The following is an 18,659-nucleotide window of genomic DNA, read 5'->3' as shown; positions in this document are numbered from 1 at the left end:
GCATGTAAACCGCTCCTTTCATCCGTTCTTTGCACCATTTCGATTACTTTACATTTGAATAACGTTCATACTGCGCTTTTTTGATTTCCAGATAGCGCTGGGCGCCCATTTTGTCCAGGGTCTTTACGTAGTTATCCCAGTCGGTGTCCAGGTTCGCTTTCCCCGTAACGAATTTCACCCGCATCTCCTCGATATACTTATTAATGTCGGTCAGGATCGCGCTGGTTTGATTGGCTTCGTCATCCGTGGGAACAAAATCCGGCCAAAGCTCTTTGGGCGCAAGCTCATCAAGCTCTGCAGGATCCGCTTTGATTTCGTCAGCCACCGTCGTCCCGCGCGCCGCCATCCGCAAATCGTCGTCAGGCTCAACATATGGATAATAAGCACCATACACGTTATCGACATACTGGAAAGCGCCCAGCTGTACACCGCCCTTGTAGTTTAAAATCTCGTCCTTGTATTTCGGTTTGCCGTCGACCAAGTCGTAGGTTTCGCCCTCAAGTCCAAAGGTGGCAAAGTTAATCCCTTCCTCCCCATAGAAGTAATCGATCCACTTGATGGTTTCAACCGGGTATTTGTTTTTGTTAGTTATCACGAAACCGAAGATTCCTTTAGCCGGCGGCCCCAACACCCCTGCGACCTTGTCCCCGTTCGGCCCTTCCAGGGCATGAATGCCCACATAGTTTTCAGCTGCATCCTTCCCGATATATCCCGGACCTTCCCATACAAACGAACCGATCAGATTGTTGGAACCGTCCGTAGACCACTTCGCATAATCGTAGCCTGTCGTGAAATTTTGCTGGGCCAGCGACCCGTCCTTATACAGATCGCTCATGTAGCGGAGCAGCTCTCTGTACTTCGGATCATTAAACGTCGTCTTGACCTGTCCGTCCGCGTCTTTATATAGATATTGACCGAATGCCTTAGCACCGCCTTCTCCCATACCGAAGCTGCCAGCCAGGAAGCTCTCCAGGAAGGTCCAATAGGAAGACTCGAGCACCCAGCCCAAACGCGAGCTGTCCTTCTCCCGCACCTTTTTCAGCGCCTGGCGAAACTCTTCGGTCGTCTTCGGAACATCAAGCCCCGCTTCATCGAGCCAACCCTTGTGGATATACAGGCGAACGGAATTGAACGCTTTAGAGAAATCGACGTAAGGCAGGGCATAAATATGTCCGTCCGACATCGTTATAGCTCCCTTAATATCCGGGTTGTCCTTTAAGAGTTTATTCAAATTCGGCGCATGCTGTTCAATCAGGTCCTCGAGCGGAACAAACAAGCCCTGTTTGCCGTATTTCATCAGCTCGTCGGTGCCGAAAGCAATGCGATAGAATGCATCTGGCAGGTCGTTGGAGCCGAGCATGACATTTTTCCTTTCGGTCACGGCGGAGCCCGCCAACTCTTCAAATTCGACTTGAATGCCGGACATTTCTTCGTATTTTTGCCACATCCATAATTGATCGGCCGGAGGATGCACATCGGTATACCCGCGCTTGACGATCCTTAACTTGATACTGCCGGGATCTCCGTCCGTTCCGGCTGGTTCCGGCTCCGCCTTTCCCCCCGAACCGCTGCAGGCGGAAAGCGTAAGCGAGAATGTCATCGTTAAGGCAAGCAGAAGATTCATTCCTTTTCTCATATCCATATCCCCTCTTTCCATGATTATGAGTTCCAAGCGGTAATGTCCGCTCCCATATCGGCTTTACCCTTTGATAGCTCCCACCATGATGCCTTTCTCAAAGAAACGCGACAGCAGCGGATACAACAGGAGCAGCGGCAGTGCGGATAATACGACGATCGCATATTTCAGGCCTTCCTTGACCATCATCTGATCCGCATATTCGGCACCGACCGAAATTCCGGCCATTTCCTTGAAGTCGTTCTGAACCAGTATTTCCCTTAAAATCAGCTGCAGCGGAAATTTATTCCGATCCGTCAAATAAATCATAGCGTCAAAATAAGAGTTCCAGTGGCCGACACCGTAAAACAGGATCATGACGGCAATGATCGGCATGGACAAAGGCAGGACAATTCGGTACAGCATATGAAAATCATTGCAGCCATCAACGTAGGCGCTCTCTTCGAGCTCCACCGGAATCCGGGTCTGGAAGTAGGTTCGCATAATAATCATGTTGTAGGCGCTGATCGCACCAGGCAGTACCAAGGCCCACATCGTATTCAGCAAACCAAGCTCCTTGTTTACCAAATAAAGAGGGATCAGCCCACCGCCGAAAAACATTGTAAAGGCAAACAGCAGCGTAAACAGTCCCTTGCCGTAAAAGCGCTTTCTGGAGAGCGGATAAGCGCCAAATACCGTCATCATAATATTGATCGCCGTCCCGATGAATGCGTACAGGAGCGTATTGGCATACCCTCTCCAGATCTCGCTGTTCTCGAACACTTTGGCATAACTGTCCAGGTTGAAGCCAGCCGGGAACAGCAGCAGAGGCTTGTCCCATATTTGGCGCGGATCGGAAAATGAAGCAAACAAGACAAAGAGAAGCGGGTACAAAATGGCGATGATCACGAGGACGGACAGCACTAAAAGGATGATATCGGCCAGCTTTTCTCTAGGCGTTCGTTTGATGTTCAGCAGCACTTCTTACGTTCCCTCCTTAACCCTGCACGGACGAGCCTTTACCATAAGCTGGTCTCCCCCGCCTTGCGTGCAACCGCATTGACGATGATCAGGATAATAAAGTTGATCACATTGTTGAATAGGCCCACGGCCGCGGAAAAGCTGTACTGGGTGTTAAGCAGCCCGCTCTTGTACATGTAAGTGGAGATCACCTCGGATGTTTCCAGGTTCATCGGGTTTTGCATCAACAGTATTTTCTCAAAACCGACACTCATGATGCCGCCAGCACTCAGAATGGACAGGATCACGATGGTTGGAACGATACCGGGAATCGTAATATGCCAAATTCGCCGAAATTTGCTGGCCCCGTCCATATAAGCCGCCTCGTACAGGTCAGGCGAGATGCCCGAGATGGCAGCGCTATAGATAAGTGAAGACCAGCCAACTCCTTGCCATACGCCCGACCAGACGTACAGGTGCCAGAATTTCGATGGCTCTGCCAGATAATCGACCGGTTCTCTCCCCAGGGAAACAAGGATGGAGTTGAAAACGCCATTCGTTGGCGAGATGAAGAAGAACAAAATACCGACCGCGACCACAACCGAAATGAAGTGCGGGGCGTAGGAGATGCTTTGGGCGAATGAGCGGAATTTACGATTTCGAATCTCGTTGAACAAAAGCGCAAGCAAGATTGGAGCGGGAATGCCAACCAGCAGTCCGTATAAACTGATCCCGATGGTATTCTTCAGAATCGTCCAAAAATAATAAGCGTCAAAAAGCCGCTCGAAGTGCTCAAATCCGACCCATGGACTGTTCCAAATGCCAAGGCCAGGCATAAAATCTTTGAACGCGATCTGAACGCCGTACATCGGCCAATAATGCCAGATCAAAAAATATAGCACCGCCGGCGAGATAATGATGTACAGCCCGATATTTCGCTTAAGCTGCCTTTTAATATGCGTCCATTTGTTGGACTTTGGAGCGGGCTGTGGGGATGCCGAGTTTAACCGGGCGTCCATGCTTTGTCATGACCTCCTTTTTCTCGATCAAATTGCGTAAGCAAATATTAGCTATGTTAGGCGACTAATATCTGCTTGCTTTGGCAACGCACCACCTCCTTCTCAACTACTTGTATTAACATTTTTTAATGTATTCACTTATTTGTTATAACACATTTTAGTTAGGTTTTATTTCCCAGTCAATATGACATCGAAAAATTGCTACTTTAGATGTATAAACGGTACATTTGTTATGACAAATTTCGACGGTACATCATTTTCTTTATGAAATAGTCATTCCACTCGCGATGAGGATCTTGTCTTTGCGAAAAACAAAAACAGCCGCGAGATTCACGCGGCTGTTTCAAAATATAGACGACGATATAAAAGCAAAGTATCGTGTTTTTGACTAACGCTTTCGCCTGCTTACAGATAACCTGCCAGTTTGACAAGCAATTCTGCTTGTTCACCCGTCAATATTTTGCCGGATTGTGCGCTGACTTCATTGGAAAAGGCGTTCAGCATGCCTGCCTTAGCAGAGGCGTTACCTCTATTCTCGGCCTCTTTGGCATTGAGGAGTTTACTTGACAGAGATTGTGCGAGTCCCGGATGACTTGAGGCAAAATGCTCTGCAAGCACGGACAGGCTATCATAAGTCACGGACACCTCAAAACTAAAGACCGCTTCCGTTTTATTTCCCGCCAGATCGATTGCCGTTACGGAAATATCATGGGATCCCGGCTCGAAGAAATAGGCAGGACGTTCAATCAGTGGACGAAGGCATGGATTCTCAGCTAACCCGGACAAGCTATCGTCGGCGCTGCACGAAACGTATACGGAGTCGGTTACCGTGTACGTACGCTCACCGGTGAATTCAACGACTGGAGCTGTCTTGTCGATTTGCACCTTCAGTGTCCCGGGAACCTCAAGTACGCCTGAGAAGTTGGTAGCGGAATAGGTGACGGTCGTTACGCCCTCCTTCGTGATTTCAAGCTGAGCCGTATTCCCTTTTACTGTGGTCTTTTCTATCGGCTGTGCCCCTTCCGCGTAATATTCGATAGAATAGGCACGGTCCGCAGAGATAGACAACGACACATCAGAATTCACCCAGCCGTTCTCGTTGGGAGAAGGCGATTGACTTACCGTTGAGACTGGTGGCGCACTGTCTTTTACCGTAACAAAGAAATCGTCATAATATGCGGTTGCCACATTGTATCTGGAGGTTACCGCAATCAGTTTAGCGTATGCAGCATTGGCTGGAGCTTTGCCTCTGAGCGTCACTTTCTGCCACTGGGCCAATCGCGATTCATCCAAATGGGTTTCCAAGGTGGAGATGGTCGCGTTATTGCTATCAAAGAATCGGAACATAAATCCCGGCTGGCCGGATTCAATATAAAGATTCATGCCCGCCGTATATTCCTCTCCCGGGACAACGGGAATCGGATCACTCTGAACGGCAACGGATGCCGTTCTCAGCGTGTCCGTAATCTTCAGGCTGTGCGTTCCTGTGAAACTGCGTTCTGTGCTGAGATCATAGCGGTAACCGTTACCGGGAGCGAATAACGGACTCCATCCCTTTAATTCCTCTTCGAAGCCCGGATTGTTAACAGGTACTGCCGTATGCGGCGGTTCTTCAACAACCTCTCCGTCAACTTCCATCCGATACAGGATCGTATTGGTCTGCATATCCGTGAAATACAGGTTCCCATCCGCATGTAAATCAAATCTTGAGGTGTCGGCCAATGTCCGATGCTCCAGCGTTTCTGGGTCAATGACCGTCAGTTTGTTGTTAAACAGCACATAGAGCAGCCCATCCTCCGACCAGCGCAGCGGGTGATGCGCCCATTGGCTGAAGTTTAAGCTTGGATACACTTTTTTGCTTTTCACGACTTCATAGTTATCAGGATCAATTGCGAAAATGTATTCATAGGATGCCCCCCAGATCAAACCGTCCGGACCGGCGGAAAGATCACCGATGAATACCGGTTTATCCAATCCCGGAACCCTGAGCGGGAACTCGGTGATTTTTTGCTGTTTTTCCTCATCCCATACAAAAATCTTCGCTTCCGCCTCGGTCGGCTCGGAGCCCAGTCCGCCCCGTATCGTCGTGGAGCCGAATACCTTGCCGTCATGAACCGTCGTGCTAAGCACGCTCTGATTCTGGACGACGTTGCGATGAACGTTTATTTCCCCGGTAGCGGTATCATAAACGGTCAGTGAGCCGCCCAAAGTACCGTAACCCGATATAGTCGAAATGTACAATTTGCCTTTAGAACTGGAGATATCCACCAGCCTCTCCTGATCGTTGCCCAGCACGGCCAATCTCTTCGGATTGTTCATTCCAGGCTCCGTCGATAGATCGAACTCGTAGAGTCCGCCCTCCGGATACACGCCCATATAGACCTTATTTCCTACGGCATGAACGCTATCGGCCTGACCGATGCTGAACGGCGTTGCCGTTTTATCCGTAAGATCAACGAGCGAAGAACGGGCCTGTGAGCCGGTGGTGATCAACTCCGTATCGGATACGCTCTTCAACCGGTTGACAACGCCGGGCAGACCCGGAATGACCGGCGGCATCAGGTGTACCTGTTTGGTTTCGATGTTCATGATCGTAACACCGCCGTCATATCGAACGGTAACCAGATTTTCGCCCGGGTATTCCGGATTGTTCGGAAATTCCACCCAATCTACTCCCCGAAATCCGCTGTTGTACTCCATGCCGGTCAACTCGACCTCATGCGTGGCAAGATCAAACGTTTTCAGCTTCTTGTCGGACATATAATACAGTTTTCCGTCAAGCGAGTCCGTTGCGTGCAGTCCCGTTACGTTCTCCAGCACGACATCCAGCCAGCTTTCCGTCTGCGTATCGTAGATAAACGCCTCTCCAGGAATGCCGCTTCCGTCCGTATATCTGGCAAACAAATAACGGTTATCAATCGTGCTCAAGTCATACACGGTGTCTTCTTTAACCGGCAAGGAAGCCGCGATATTCGTTTTCTCACCTGTCGTTAAATTCACGCGTACGATCTGCTTATGTGCGGTACCGGCATATATATTGCCGCCCTGGTAAGCAATGGAGCGCACATATTCCTGATCAAGCAAGCCGATGACGCGGCCATAATCTTTTGTCTGCTTTGTAGCCGGGTCGTACTGGTACACTTTGCCGCCGGGATAGGTTCCGACATACACACGGCCCTGTTCATCCGTGGTGATGCTGTTCGGGACCGACTGTCCGTCGAACTGTGCAACCTGCACAGGGACATGAGTAACCGGAGAGTAACTCCACAGCCTTGCTCCGCCGCCGTCAGCCGCAAGGAACAATGTTCCGTCCGGTGCCGTGGTGTGTGCCCACGAGCTTTCGGAAGGTCCGATCGGAATGCTTCGCAGCAGTTTATAATCCTCCAGATCAATGACGTTAAGATGCCCCGGCTTCCCTTTACTGGTCGCGTAAAGCACGTTGCGGCCTTCTTCCTTGCCGGTGGTACCGTTGAACACGGCCACCGTATAGTTGTTAGGGACTAGAATTTCTTCCGGTGTCCCATACGTTTTTTGAGCCAGCCTGCTCTCTCCGGAAGCAGCTGCGACACCACCGCCTCCCGAGCATGCCAATATAAAACAAATTGCAAGCATCAAGACTTGGTACTTGCCACCCTTTCTAATTCTCATAAATAACCTCCTTAGATTCAATCGTTGTTTCCCGAAGGATCGTTCCACATGCAGGCAGATCGCATCGCATGCGAGCGTTTAGTCACTGTCTTTGTATACGAACCTCCTTTACCGATGGATTGATAAGCCCCTTGTAAGTAGAATATATAACATGGATGGGGGTCGTCTGGCCCGTATATTAGGCAAATACCAAGATGGTGTCAATCGATATTTATCACGCTTCCTTACATTTGTCCTGCTATAGGCCAAAGTGGATTTTGCAAAAGAAGTAGAATAATCACAAAGTCTTCATCGTATTTTCAAGCTTTAAAACCAATAGGAAAATAACAAAACGCAGCGGGTTAACGACAAAAAAACCGCAATTTAAGCGGCCCGGCGTAAATAAAGATTCGTATCACTCGCGGCATCATTCCCTCTTTTGGAAGCACTTTATGAATTTCCTCAATTTGCGTGCATAGCGAAATTCCTGAATAACTTGATTGCTTCATATAAAGTACAGCAAGGGGATAAAAAAATAAAAGACTGCCTCTCAGCAGTCCTTCTTGTTACTAATGAATGCTACTTAGGTACAGCAGCCAAACTCTCTTTTGATGTTCGTCCGCCATGATTTGTGATAAATACCCCCGATAAAATGAGAATCAAGCCGATAATTAGGCTCCATCCAATCGGTTCATCCAGCAGCGTATATCCCCAGATCATCGCCGTCGCAGGAACGAGATAGGTGACGGATGTGGCAAACTCCGGGCTCCCTTTTAAAACCATATAATTGAACAGAATATACGCCACGCCAGAACCAAAGATGCCAAGGCCAACAAGAGAACCTATATTGGCTGGCTCTACGATCTTCGAAAGATCAATCTTTTCCGTAGTAAAAGCAATAATACCGCTCCCTACCATCGCCCCAAGCAGTGTTCCGAACGTTAGCTGATACATCGTCAGTCCGCCCAGTAAACGCTTGGATAACTGTGAACCCACGGCATAACACAAGGTAGCACCTATCATCGCTGCGAAGCCAATGAAATCGACAGTAATAAATGATCCGGGGCGAATGCCGAGCAGAATGATCAGACCGACAAGCGCGACCCCCATGCCCATCCATTGAATCCGCCTAAACACGGAGCCGAAGAACACTAAACCAACGAGCATGGTCCATATCGGCGTTGTTGCATTTAATACCGAAGCCATGCTGCTGGCCAGCCTGGTTTCGCTAAACCCGATTAAGGTCCATGGCAGTGCCATATTAATCATCGCAATCACGACGGTCGGCAGCCAACGAATTTCACGCAGGGCAAACGGCTTTCGCATGATGAGCATGACAATCGTAATGAAGAGAAATCCAAAGGTCGACCGCAGGAAGGCGATCCCACAAGGGCCGAAATCGTGCAGCAGATTTTTAATGAAAAAGAACGAACCTCCCCATATGAGACTTAGGAGGATGAGTGCAATATATAAGGATCGTGCCAACTTAATACCTTCTTTCTATATGAGGGACATCCTTATAAGTTAACATCTCATTAGGGAAGTTGTACAGAGCCATTCTACACGGCACCCTTGCAGGCAGCTTCTTCTCTTAGAATGATTCATGCATTATACTTTAAAGCCTGGCAGCATTCATGTAAGCTTACACGCCTGGCGGTACTGCCTCGGTGAAACCCCGTACTGTTTGCGAAACTGATCGGCAAAATGATTGTAACTGTTAAACCCGACATCCTGCGCGGCTTCGTTCGCCGTACGGCCGGAGTGGATCATCAATAAGGCGGCATGGCGAACCCTCATTTGATTCAGATGCTCCACGATGGTGTACCCCGTTTCTTGCTTAAACAAGTGGGCAAGCCTTGACCCCGATATCCCGATCTCTCGCGATATGGCGTCAATTCGAATATCTTCTTTTAACGAACGGGACAACAGGCCGAGGGTTTGTTCGACCCTTGGATCAAGTCTTTTGTTCGTGCGCTGTGCAAGCAGAAGTAAAATCTCGCGCAGCGCGTTCTCGCACAGTGCCTCCCATAGGTCTAACCGGTCCAGCGAATCTTGCAGCACATTCCGAAACGCTAACTCGACACGCCCTCGGACACGTTCATCGGGCAGCGTTTCGACCAGAAACTCCTCATGACGCAGCATCCTGTTTTCCGGAAGCCCGGGATAATGAATCCATAGGAAGTTCCAGCGCTTCCCTTGGACTGTCCCATACTCATGAGCGATGTTGGCGCGCAGCAGACCGAGCTGCCCGGGCCCACAGCGTTTCTCCCCGGCAGGCGTCCTGAAATAGCCCTCTCCATGCAGCGTGTAGACAAGCAGCCAGTCCTGCATCCCGTGAGGACGACGCAGCCGATAAGCATCGTCTTGATCGAAATGGTCGCCGAATATGGTTCCGGTACTTTCTAAGGATATGCCTTGCCGTCCGTCCGGCGTTCGCATAAACCTCTCCTCCTCTGTACCTCGATTAGCAGAATCCCGGTAATTATAAGCAGATATCATACTTCCTCTCAAGTTAAGCAGACCTTATTCTATTGTCAACAGGAAAAAACAATAATCTTACGGGAGGAATTCTTATGCGAGAGAAGTTAAAAGTATTGACGGCAGAGCAGCTGCACAAGTTCGAAACGGAGGGGTATTTAATTGTAAAAGGGCTCTTCCGCCAAGAAGAGCTGTCGGAAATCGAAACGACGTTTGAGGAGATCAGCCAAACGACCGTTCCCGGCCACTTTGAACCGGTGTTGGATGATGAAACTGCCGAACCGCTGAAGCGTTATCCGCGTGTGATGCATCCGCACCGCTTTAATGCAATTGCGAAGAAATACATGCTGCACAAGCCTGTCATGGAGGTGCTGGCTGATTTGTATGGCGAACCGGCGCTTGCGGCTCAAAGCATGTTCTATTACAAACCCCCGGGTTCCCGTGGTCAAGCGCTGCACCAGGACAACTTCTACCTGCAGGTCGAGCCTGGCAACTGTATCGCGGCATGGGCCGCAATCGACGCGGCTGATGAACAGAACGGTGGTTTGCTCGTCGTTCCAAAAACAAGTGATTATGCCCTGGTGTGCCCGGAAGAAGCCGATTCGAACGAGTCGTTTACTACCCATTTCGTGAAGCCGCCCAAGGATAGACAGGTCCTCCCCGCGATCATGGACAAAGGCGATGTGCTGTTCTTTAACGGCAACCTGATCCACGGCTCCTACCGCAACAAATCCAACTGGTTCCGCCGCGCCTTCATCTGCCACTACGCCAACGCATCGGCTACCAAGATTGGTGCATTCTATCGGCCGCTGTTCCAGGAAGACGGTACGGAGATTAATCTCGACATCAATCCGAATGGCGGTCCGTGCGGCGTTGAATTCGAAACACCTTATCCCCATTGAAATAAAGGCGGCCAGCGTACATGTTCAAGCGCTGGTCGCCCTATGTTCTTTTCTTCGAATCGAAGTGCTTGGCATACATCTGAGCCACTCTGCAATTTCAGGTCGGTCCATGCTCCCCGTTTATATATCTAGCTTAGAACCGATATATGTCTGCTCCGCTACGGCGGTAAATCGCTCGACCAGATCGCTGATCTTGAACTTCTCCGCACCGATCATATAAGTCGTTACCGTATCATGAAATGGCGCATGCCAATGGACAGGCACGCCCTCCTTGCCAACGATCGCTCCGACGATGCTGCCTGCGGTAGCGGCCGTGCAATCATTGTCCAGCCCCATCGCAACTGTCTCGGAAATGACCTTAGACACATCCGTCCCTCCGATCATTAATCCGAATACGGTCAAGCATGCGTTGTTGTTCGTATGAACACTGGACATGCCTTGAAAACGCTTGTTCACGGCTTCTCGCGCTTCTGCGTAATTTCGGATATCTCCACCTATGGAGAGTGCCCATTCGATATCCTTAGATAGGCTGCAATCTCTAGGAATTTCAGTCAACCCGATGCGAAGGGCGTCCACAGGGTGATCGACACTGAAAGCGGCGGCTTGTGCCGCACTAAAAAACATTTCACCATAGATTCCGTTTCTTCGATGGCTCAAGTAAGCGTCACGATACGCGTATTCCGCAGCTTTTGACGGAAACCCCGGTGCTATATAGGCCCACGCGTCGGATCGAATATCTGCACCAATCCATTGACAGTACGGATTGTCCAAGTCCGCTGCTTCCATCGCCGTCTTGCCTGCCCTCAAGTTACGAAGTGCAACTTCTTCGGCTGTGCATGCAAGCGGTAAATATTTCACCCAGCTCTTCCCTACGTCCTCTGTCGTAAAATGAATCCCATGCTCCTCAGCAATGAGCAGCCCCAGGATCGTATACGTAATATCATCGTCGACCGGAACGCCATTCATGCCTTCAAGCGTATATTCATAGAAAGTGCTCTTCCCATATCGCCTATGATTCGGATTCTTAATTTTGGTCCAATAGTTCCGCGGTGGAAATGGATCCCCAATGTATTTGGCCCAACTCTCCATTTCATCCACTTCCCATAGTTCGACCGGAGCTCCCAGCGTACATCCGGCGAATCGAGCCAGCATGGCACCCTCCAGCTTATCTTTATACACGGACTTATTGAACGTATTCCACATTCTTTGAGGCCCGTTAGGCCGAAGCGACTGAATCCCCCGCAGATCATCCGGCTCCTGAGAAGCCAGTTTCTCGTCTACAGGCAGATCTTGCAATTTCCGAGCGGCTGCATGCATTGCCCTTTCAATGTCCAGCCAGACATCGGAAACGCCGTCTGCTCCGTATTCATGGGCTAATCGCCCATACTCCATAATCTTTTCGGCTAACTTTGCCAATTTCGGTTCCACAGGATACGCCATTTCACATTCTCCTCCCACTTCCTGGTGTAATCGATTTCAGCACTAGTTTATAATAAGAAACATAACAATTCTGCTAAAAAAGGACTGAAAACTATGCAGAAACGACCATCTTCATACGATGTCATCTCTCAGCCGTATCTGCTTCCCCCGGCATTTCCTGTTGATTGGATAGAGAACTACGACCAGAACGATGCCGATATTACGTATCTGCATTTCCACAATTGTCTTGAAATCGGATACTGCTGCGAAGGTTCGGGGGTGTTTTTCGTAGAGCAAAAGATAATGCCTTACTCAAAAGGTGATGTAAGCATTGTTTTTCCGGGGCAGCTTCATCTCGCCCAAAGCCTAAAAGGGCAGGTAAGCCGCTGGCATTTCTGCTTTTTGGATCCGATTGCGCTACTTGGCAAGATTTCTTCTTCCCAATCGTGGAATGCCCCTTCCCCAACGGGATATTCACGATTCACCAATATCATCAGTCCCAACGATGCTCCTGACATCACGTTAATAACGGAATATCTCATGAAAGAACTGGGGTTGCAACAGCGAGGGTACGAATCGGCCGTCAAGGGCTATGTCTGGACCATAATGACGCTCATCACCAGAATGATCGATGTCCAGATGGCTGACCATGAGCCTGTTGCTGAAGCTGCCGATCGATCCTCCATGAACAAAATATCCAAAGCACTTGAGTATATCTCGCAACATTACATGGAACCGATACAAATTCATGAATTGGCGGCAGCTTGCAGCCTTAGCGTCACACATTTTCGTCGTACGTTCCGCGCGTGCATGGGAATGGCTCCGCTCGATTACTTAAACAACGTGCGATTGCAAATGGCGTCTGCATTGCTGTGCCATACTGGCAGCAGCATACTGTCTATCTCGGAAGAGGTTGGCTATGCCACGCTATCCAGCTTCAACCGTCATTTCAAACAATGGATGGGCGTTCCTCCATCCAAGTGGAGAACGTTGAAACGTCAGAGCGAGCGACCCATAAAGCCCTAGGTTTAAGTGTTCTAATGCCGTAGTACCGCACAGGCGAATCGGTTATCACCGGAGTTTTGCGTTGTTTTCGCGTGATCCATTATCGTGTTGACATTGTGTACACATATTGAGTACAATGAATTCATTACGTTAAGGAGGCTTTAAGCCAATGGATACAAATCTGCACGTCCGTCTATCCAAAGACCTCAAGGAGAGCTTTCAAGAGATTGCGAAGGACAATAACACAGACCCTTCTTCTCTTGTTCGCGATTGGATCGGCAATTATGTAGCTGAGCATCGAGGAAGAGATGAAGATACAGCTGCTGAGTTATACTTGGCTGGTTACCAATTACAGCAAGCATTTGGAGGAAGAGAACATGTCAGCAAGGAATTCGCGAAACAATTGCAGGAGCATTCCTTGACGAACCAGAAGGAGTTCACACAATTAATCTTAACAACCTATATGGATCTGAATCTTACGATTCCCTCGTGTTTATCCAAGACCTATAAAGGTTACGCTTATTCTCAAATGTTTTTGTTGGGCTTGATCGGTGATAAGCCTGAAGATTGGCATAAAGGACAATAGCCGTTACATTGGATTATCAAACAACCCACTTTGTCCTCCAACCGTTCAGCCGGATTTCGAGGACTTTTTTGTTTTTTTGGACCGCAATTTACGGAGTCCGTGCATCCCGAACAACACCAATGGCAATATAAACCCGATGGTAATCGTATACGGAATCCAAGTCTTTGCGTCCCATTCCAACTTGTATGGAACATTGGGATATATGAAGACGGAAACCGCGGCAAGTATCCAGCCCAGTGGCACGACCAGCGGCTGATAATTTTTGATATTAAATATCTGGCTGACGCCGATCGCAATGGCGTAAAAGTACAAGGAGATACGGAAAAATAAAGTGATAAACCACATCACCGCCATGACTGCTTCAATACGTTGAAGAAAATTGCCGATATTGATTTTTTTGGCCAGCATATAACTGGGATACAGATTTCGTGCCGTAATGTCCGGACCCAAGACCAATATCGCTAATCCAATAATCGTAAAAAGCACCCCCGCACCGAATAGGCTTCCGATATATACGGCCTTGTAAGCCTCTGCCGGTCGGTTAACAGCCCCCGGATAGATGATCATCAACACGATGTGCGGCAGAAAAGCAGTACTAACAAAAGAGATTGCGGCCTGGAGGATAGGGTGGGCCCCCGATTCGAAAACGGGAAGTGCATTCTCCCATTTAATCTCCGACAATAATAAAATGCTCATGGACAGAAACAGAAGAAGAAACCATGGAAACAGCATCTCCGCTGATCTGGCCAGCACTTCGAGCCCCAAACGCACCCCCAAGACAACAAGGGCCCCGTAGAGGAAAATGATCGCCTGAACCGGGGTTTCGGGCAGCATTTGGATGGTCATGAAGTCGCTAATTTCGTGTAACACCGAAGCGGGACCACTTAGGAGCAATGTAATTAAAAACAGAAAGTTTACCGTTTTGCCTATCCATTTTCCTAAAAGTTTCTCGGACAATTGCATCAAATTTGTTTCCGGATACTTTTTGGACAATTGCAGCTGCACCGCCAAGATGATGAATCCGAGACCGATCCCAACCAAAGCGGCTATCCAAGCATCTTGCTTAGCAATGTTAGTCGTACCCGAAGGAACGATAAGAATCGCGCTTCCTATCGTATACATGGCAGTTAAAATGCTAACCTGGCGCAATGAAATTTTGACTACGGGCATCGTTCCTGCTCCTTTTCTTATTGGGTCAAACCGATGACAGAGAGCCAATCACTGAACGGCTTGAATACGATCGTTATCATGACCAGAGGAGTTGGAATATCGTTCATGACCGTTTGGGCCACGCTAATTCCAATGCCAATGATCATGAATGCCGTAAACCCCCAGATTTCCCTAATTTCTTTTTCCCGGAGCATCCTCGGCAGCTCCAGCCAGGTTAAGATGGTGGCTGATATTGCAATAATCGCGATATTCAGCATCAATTCGCCTCATTCCTTTAGATCATTTAGAAAAGAATCACTGGTTGTTCCGGTTCTCCGGATTTTGTAATCCACTTGAATATGGGTCTTGAGGTTCGGAAAATATCGGTCGTTCCACGCGTCCTTCATTTCTTTCCATGCCTTCGGATGCGAACGGTGAAAAGCCTCCCCGAAGCCGAATATGTCGACTTTAAACTCAGTCTGCACTTTATGGATAACGGACTCCAAGCTTTGGGTTATTTTTTCTTCCATTTCGACTTCGAGATCCCTCACGGTCGCAGGTTGAGACAGATCCAAACCGCTGCACTCCACTGCACCAATATTTCCCTCCAAATTAATCCGGATATCCATTGAAGGACGGGATTCGATGATTTTCCCCTTCATCTTGGCATCGGTCCTCAGCGTCTCCAAGATAACCTTTCCGTCATTCCGGCAGGGAACAAAAGCTACAGAGCTTTTCACTTGCCCCCTTATGAGTCGATAACCTCTGCTATCCTTCTCGTTTAACCAGCCAATCAGTTTGTCAAATTTGAAAACGGCAAGTCCCGAATATTTCAATTGACTCGGTGTATCAATATTTTCTACGTTTTTCTTCATTTTCCCAAGATCCCGATTCCCTGTTATCACCAGTCCTGTAAGCACGGGGTGTTTTCCGCTGCTGGTAATATCACTTATCAATTGATCCAGTGTCACAGCCATACTGGGTGACCAAACCTTCTCCGAGATTTGCAGGGAATCGTAAAGTTTATTGGCAGGAATTGTTTCCATGGGCGTCATGATTTTCAAGGTTTCCTCCGCCGTTGCTCCTTTGGTAATAACCAGATAGAAATCGGGTCTGAATTCGTGATCCCTGGACAGAAGGTCCAGAACTTTGGCTATCCCTTCCCTTGCCATCGCCTCATCCACCAGAAACATCCGTAAGTGGGAAAAATAAATTTTTCTCGGGCTAATCTGAGTTATTCTCCTGGCCGCCTCAAATATGGTATCGCCTTCAGCCGTAAACAGTGTAGCAGGCGCTTGGGGACTCCCGCTTCTTTTGGCGGTTATCTGCCCGGGAATAGCGACTTGGACCGATAAACGGTAGCGGCCGTCCACCCAATCAACCCCTGCGGCTACCGCTATGGCCAATTCGTTCAATTCTCTGCGGTTCCAGCAACCGCTCAGAAGAAGAGTGATGACGATATGTAAGAGAAGCAACGCCAATATCCGTTTCATCCAATGTTCACTCGCTTTCCCGCTGGTCTGCATTCATCTATTCCCGCGATTTTTGGGGAGGTGTGCTTGTTCTGCGCTTTTCGTTTTTCTGATTGATCAGTCGGGGGCGGTTCATCAGCATCCATTGTGGCAGCCGCAATATCGTATCTTTTTGCCCTTCCGGAATTAACGGCGCGAAAGGCGACATATACGGGATTCCGAACGAGCGGAGGCTGCACAAATGCAGAATAAGAGCGATAATCCCGACAAGGATGCCGAACAGGCCGAATGATCCGGCAAGCGCCATTAACGGAAATCGAAGCATCCGAAAAGCAATGGACATATTGAAAGATGGAACGACAAAGCTGGAAATGGCCGTTATCGCAACCACGATGACCATGGCGGGAGAGATGATCCCTGCTTCGACGGCGGCTTGCCCTATGACCAACGTTCCTACGATGGAAATAGCGGATCCGATATTTTTGGGAAGCCGCACGCCTGCTTCCCGCAGAATCTCGAAGGTGACCTCCATGAGGACGGCCTCGACGAAGGCGGGAAACGGAATTTGCTCACGTTGTCCAGCCAGTCCGAACAGGAGCTGGGTCGGCAGCATTTCGTGATGAAACGTGGTTATGGCTACATAGAGGGAAGGCCCAAGCAACGAAATGAATATGCTCAGGTAGCGCAGCATCCGCAGGAATGAACTGATATCCGCGCGCTGATAGTAATCTTCCGCAGCATGCAAGAAAGACACAAATAGGGCCGGAACGATCAGAACAAATGGGGTGCCATCTACGATAATAGCGATTTTGCCTTCAAGCAGCTCGGCCGCGACCACATCGGGACGTTCGGTATTATAAATCGTTGGAAATGGAGTCAAGGTCTTATCCTGCACCAATTCCTCGATATATCCGCTCTCCAAAATGCTGTCCACATCGATTCGTTCAAGCCGGGTTCGGACTTCCCCGACGATCTTCTCGTTGGCAATGCCATCGATGTACATCATGGCGACGTCTGTTTGCGTAATTCGGCCGATCTGCTTCGTTTCCATCCACAGATGAGGATCCTTGATCTTTCGACGAATCAAAGCCGTGTTCGTTCGAAGCGACTCCGTAAAGGATTCGCGCGGACCGCGGACGACATTTTCCGCCGACGTTTCCATGACCCCGCGGTCCTTCCATCCACGTGTACCTGCTGCGATGCCTCGGTCCAATCCATCTACCAGAAAAATGGTGTCCCCCGACAATAAGGAATGGAACAACTTTTTATAATCATAAATGGACTGAATCTCATTATTGATAAAGGAAATGTTTTCTAATATCTTTTGCCCATCGAAAGGCTTCGGATGTTCCGTATCTTCCCTCACCAGGGATTTAGCAGTGTCAGCTACGACCATCATGATGGATTCCGAAATGATCTTTTGGTCGGCCAAGCCGTCCGTATAGAGGATAGCGATATAGTGTTTCTCCTCTTCATCCAGCGGAATTTCCCTGATCACGATATCAGTACTGTTTCCGAGGGCTGCTCTGATATGGATTAGACTACTTTTTATATCCGGACTTAAAGCATCGGGATCTGTTGTCGAAGTATTAGCTGGTAGGGTATCTTTGGTTCTATTTTTGATGGAATGGCCGCTTCTTCTTCGATACCGCATGGGAATATCCTTCCTCTCACAGATGCTATTCCCACATTATTACCGAAGAAAACCAGCTGTAAACTAACAGACTGGACTGGATATCATCCTTTTCTTCGTCGCGCTATTTCATCATACACTTCATCTCTTTATACCAGAAAACGCTGAGGCCTATTTGGCTCATCAAAAAAAGAAGATAAACCTGTGAAATTTGGGATTATCTTCTCATATGGATTTTAGACTTCGAATAACTATGAGGAATAATTTTTGTTCTCAATCACGATTACGGACTCCGTACCGGACCTCGCGGCTGCGGTTTGTTTGGTATGCAGAACAAGTTCACGGATAATACCGCAGCATTTCTTTGCACCTGCGACTAATAACGGATCGCCGAGAAAACCCAATTTTAATCCTCTGGACAAAAATCCCCCGATCGTCATGACCAATGGAACGGTAGGCGAAGTGTTGGAAAACACAATAGGCTCCGTGTTCTGATATTTGTCTTGAAGAATGAGGCTTAAATTTTTTAAAGCTGGAATGACTATCTTGGATGAGCCCCGTCCAATGGTGTACACCGGATTTCCATTCTCATCCAGTCCGTGGAGAACGAGTTTGCCCATGTCGGACCTATTTAGTTTATTGAAATAGTCAACGGCCAGAATTTCCTCGGTTGTAAGCTGCCGATTCGTAGGTAATTTATTGAGATGATACGCTGCTGCCAGTGAGGTCGTGTGCGTTCCACCGTAATCATTATAAATAAATATCATTTCATCAACCCGCCTTCATTATGTAAT

15 protein-coding genes are annotated in these 18,659 nt (G+C 48.6%); 3 read left to right on the top strand and 12 right to left on the bottom strand.

Annotation, left to right across the window (positions count from 1 at the left end; genetic code table 11):
- Nucleotides 1-43: 43 nt before the first annotated feature.
- The 6 genes from MHH48_RS16020 to MHH48_RS15995 form a co-directional block, all read right to left on the bottom strand.
- Nucleotides 44-1,636 carry an ABC transporter substrate-binding protein gene (locus tag MHH48_RS16020; RefSeq protein WP_076323275.1) on the bottom strand — a complete coding sequence of 531 codons (1,593 nt, stop codon included), beginning with the start codon at nucleotides 1,634-1,636 and terminating at the stop codon, nucleotides 44-46.
- A gap of 63 nt (nucleotides 1,637-1,699) precedes the next feature.
- On the bottom strand, nucleotides 1,700-2,596 hold the full coding sequence (locus MHH48_RS16015) for a carbohydrate ABC transporter permease (protein ID WP_083659695.1): 897 nt from the start codon (nucleotides 2,594-2,596) through the stop codon (nucleotides 1,700-1,702).
- Nucleotides 2,597-2,634: 38 nt separating this feature from the next.
- The gene (locus MHH48_RS16010; protein ID WP_076323274.1) at nucleotides 2,635-3,594 is read right to left on the bottom strand and encodes an ABC transporter permease subunit; all 960 of its coding nucleotides are present in this window, start codon (nucleotides 3,592-3,594) and stop codon (nucleotides 2,635-2,637) included.
- 405 nt (nucleotides 3,595-3,999) lie between these two features.
- Nucleotides 4,000-7,242 (bottom strand): PQQ-binding-like beta-propeller repeat protein, encoded by a 3,243-nt coding sequence (locus MHH48_RS16005; RefSeq protein WP_076323273.1) that lies wholly within the window; start codon nucleotides 7,240-7,242, stop codon nucleotides 4,000-4,002.
- A gap of 558 nt (nucleotides 7,243-7,800) precedes the next feature.
- Nucleotides 7,801-8,706: a DMT family transporter gene (locus MHH48_RS16000; protein WP_076323272.1), complete on the bottom strand. Its 906-nt coding sequence runs from the start codon at nucleotides 8,704-8,706 to the stop codon at nucleotides 7,801-7,803.
- Nucleotides 8,707-8,853: 147 nt separating this feature from the next.
- Entirely contained in the window at nucleotides 8,854-9,660 is an 807-nt protein-coding gene (locus tag MHH48_RS15995; protein WP_076323271.1) for a helix-turn-helix domain-containing protein, read from the bottom strand.
- A 134-nt stretch (nucleotides 9,661-9,794) separates the two neighbouring features.
- On the opposite strand from MHH48_RS15995, the gene MHH48_RS15990 reads away from it, so the two are divergent.
- Complete coding sequence (locus MHH48_RS15990) at nucleotides 9,795-10,601, top strand: phytanoyl-CoA dioxygenase family protein (RefSeq protein WP_076323270.1); 807 nt, start codon at nucleotides 9,795-9,797, stop codon at nucleotides 10,599-10,601.
- A gap of 120 nt (nucleotides 10,602-10,721) precedes the next feature.
- Here the strand turns inward: MHH48_RS15990 and MHH48_RS15985 are convergent, their stop codons facing one another.
- Complete coding sequence (locus tag MHH48_RS15985) at nucleotides 10,722-12,041, bottom strand: ADP-ribosylglycohydrolase family protein (protein WP_076323269.1); 1,320 nt, start codon at nucleotides 12,039-12,041, stop codon at nucleotides 10,722-10,724.
- Between the two features lie 93 nt (nucleotides 12,042-12,134).
- Between MHH48_RS15985 and MHH48_RS15980 the strand changes: the two genes are divergently transcribed.
- On the top strand, nucleotides 12,135-13,046 hold the full coding sequence (locus tag MHH48_RS15980; protein ID WP_076323268.1) for an AraC family transcriptional regulator: 912 nt from the start codon (nucleotides 12,135-12,137) through the stop codon (nucleotides 13,044-13,046).
- 148 nt (nucleotides 13,047-13,194) lie between these two features.
- Nucleotides 13,195-13,611, top strand: a complete 417-nt coding sequence (locus MHH48_RS15975) for a hypothetical protein (RefSeq protein WP_076323267.1) — start codon at nucleotides 13,195-13,197, stop codon at nucleotides 13,609-13,611.
- A gap of 45 nt (nucleotides 13,612-13,656) precedes the next feature.
- On the opposite strand, the gene MHH48_RS15970 is transcribed toward MHH48_RS15975, so the two are convergent.
- The 5 genes from MHH48_RS15970 to MHH48_RS15950 form a co-directional block, all read right to left on the bottom strand.
- Nucleotides 13,657-14,781 carry an endospore germination permease gene (locus tag MHH48_RS15970; protein ID WP_076323266.1) on the bottom strand — a complete coding sequence of 375 codons (1,125 nt, stop codon included), beginning with the start codon at nucleotides 14,779-14,781 and terminating at the stop codon, nucleotides 13,657-13,659.
- Between the two features lie 17 nt (nucleotides 14,782-14,798).
- A complete protein-coding gene (locus MHH48_RS15965) occupies nucleotides 14,799-15,038 on the bottom strand; it encodes a hypothetical protein (RefSeq protein ID WP_076323265.1) in 240 nt (79 codons plus the stop codon).
- Nucleotides 15,039-15,047: 9 nt separating this feature from the next.
- Nucleotides 15,048-16,286: a Ger(x)C family spore germination protein gene (locus MHH48_RS15960; RefSeq protein WP_306024465.1), complete on the bottom strand. Its 1,239-nt coding sequence runs from the start codon at nucleotides 16,284-16,286 to the stop codon at nucleotides 15,048-15,050.
- A 4-nt stretch (nucleotides 16,287-16,290) separates the two neighbouring features.
- Complete coding sequence (locus MHH48_RS15955; protein ID WP_076323264.1) at nucleotides 16,291-17,886, bottom strand: spore germination protein; 1,596 nt, start codon at nucleotides 17,884-17,886, stop codon at nucleotides 16,291-16,293.
- Between the two features lie 230 nt (nucleotides 17,887-18,116).
- The gene (locus tag MHH48_RS15950; protein ID WP_076323263.1) at nucleotides 18,117-18,632 is read right to left on the bottom strand and encodes a DUF3189 family protein; all 516 of its coding nucleotides are present in this window, start codon (nucleotides 18,630-18,632) and stop codon (nucleotides 18,117-18,119) included.
- Between the last annotated feature and the right edge of the window lie 27 nt (nucleotides 18,633-18,659).

Source organism: Paenibacillus sp. FSL F4-0100, from assembly GCF_037993005.1.
Classification (GTDB): Bacteria; Bacillota; Bacilli; order Paenibacillales; family Paenibacillaceae; genus Paenibacillus_AQ.
This window is presented reverse-complemented; position numbering and strand designations above follow the sequence as displayed.

What these genes read in the sequence shown, in the direction of transcription:
- MHH48_RS16020 (WP_076323275.1), bottom strand. Translation starts at nt 1,636, where the DNA reads ATGAGAAAAGGAATGAATCTTCTGCTTGCCTTAACGATGACATTCTCG.
- MHH48_RS16010 (WP_076323274.1), bottom strand. Translation starts at nt 3,594, where the DNA reads ATGGACGCCCGGTTAAACTCGGCATCCCCACAGCCCGCTCCAAAGTCC.
- MHH48_RS16005 (WP_076323273.1), bottom strand. Translation starts at nt 7,242, where the DNA reads ATGAGAATTAGAAAGGGTGGCAAGTACCAAGTCTTGATGCTTGCAATT.
- MHH48_RS15995 (WP_076323271.1), bottom strand. Translation starts at nt 9,660, where the DNA reads ATGCGAACGCCGGACGGACGGCAAGGCATATCCTTAGAAAGTACCGGA.
- MHH48_RS15990 (WP_076323270.1), top strand. Translation starts at nt 9,795, where the DNA reads ATGCGAGAGAAGTTAAAAGTATTGACGGCAGAGCAGCTGCACAAGTTC.
- MHH48_RS15985 (WP_076323269.1), bottom strand. Translation starts at nt 12,041, where the DNA reads ATGGCGTATCCTGTGGAACCGAAATTGGCAAAGTTAGCCGAAAAGATT.
- MHH48_RS15980 (WP_076323268.1), top strand. Translation starts at nt 12,135, where the DNA reads ATGCAGAAACGACCATCTTCATACGATGTCATCTCTCAGCCGTATCTG.
- MHH48_RS15975 (WP_076323267.1), top strand. Translation starts at nt 13,195, where the DNA reads ATGGATACAAATCTGCACGTCCGTCTATCCAAAGACCTCAAGGAGAGC.
- MHH48_RS15970 (WP_076323266.1), bottom strand. Translation starts at nt 14,781, where the DNA reads ATGCCCGTAGTCAAAATTTCATTGCGCCAGGTTAGCATTTTAACTGCC.
- MHH48_RS15965 (WP_076323265.1), bottom strand. Translation starts at nt 15,038, where the DNA reads ATGCTGAATATCGCGATTATTGCAATATCAGCCACCATCTTAACCTGG.
- MHH48_RS15960 (WP_306024465.1), bottom strand. Translation starts at nt 16,286, where the DNA reads ATGCAGACCAGCGGGAAAGCGAGTGAACATTGGATGAAACGGATATTG.
- MHH48_RS15955 (WP_076323264.1), bottom strand. Translation starts at nt 17,886, where the DNA reads ATGCGGTATCGAAGAAGAAGCGGCCATTCCATCAAAAATAGAACCAAA.
- MHH48_RS15950 (WP_076323263.1), bottom strand. Translation starts at nt 18,632, where the DNA reads ATGATATTTATTTATAATGATTACGGTGGAACGCACACGACCTCACTG.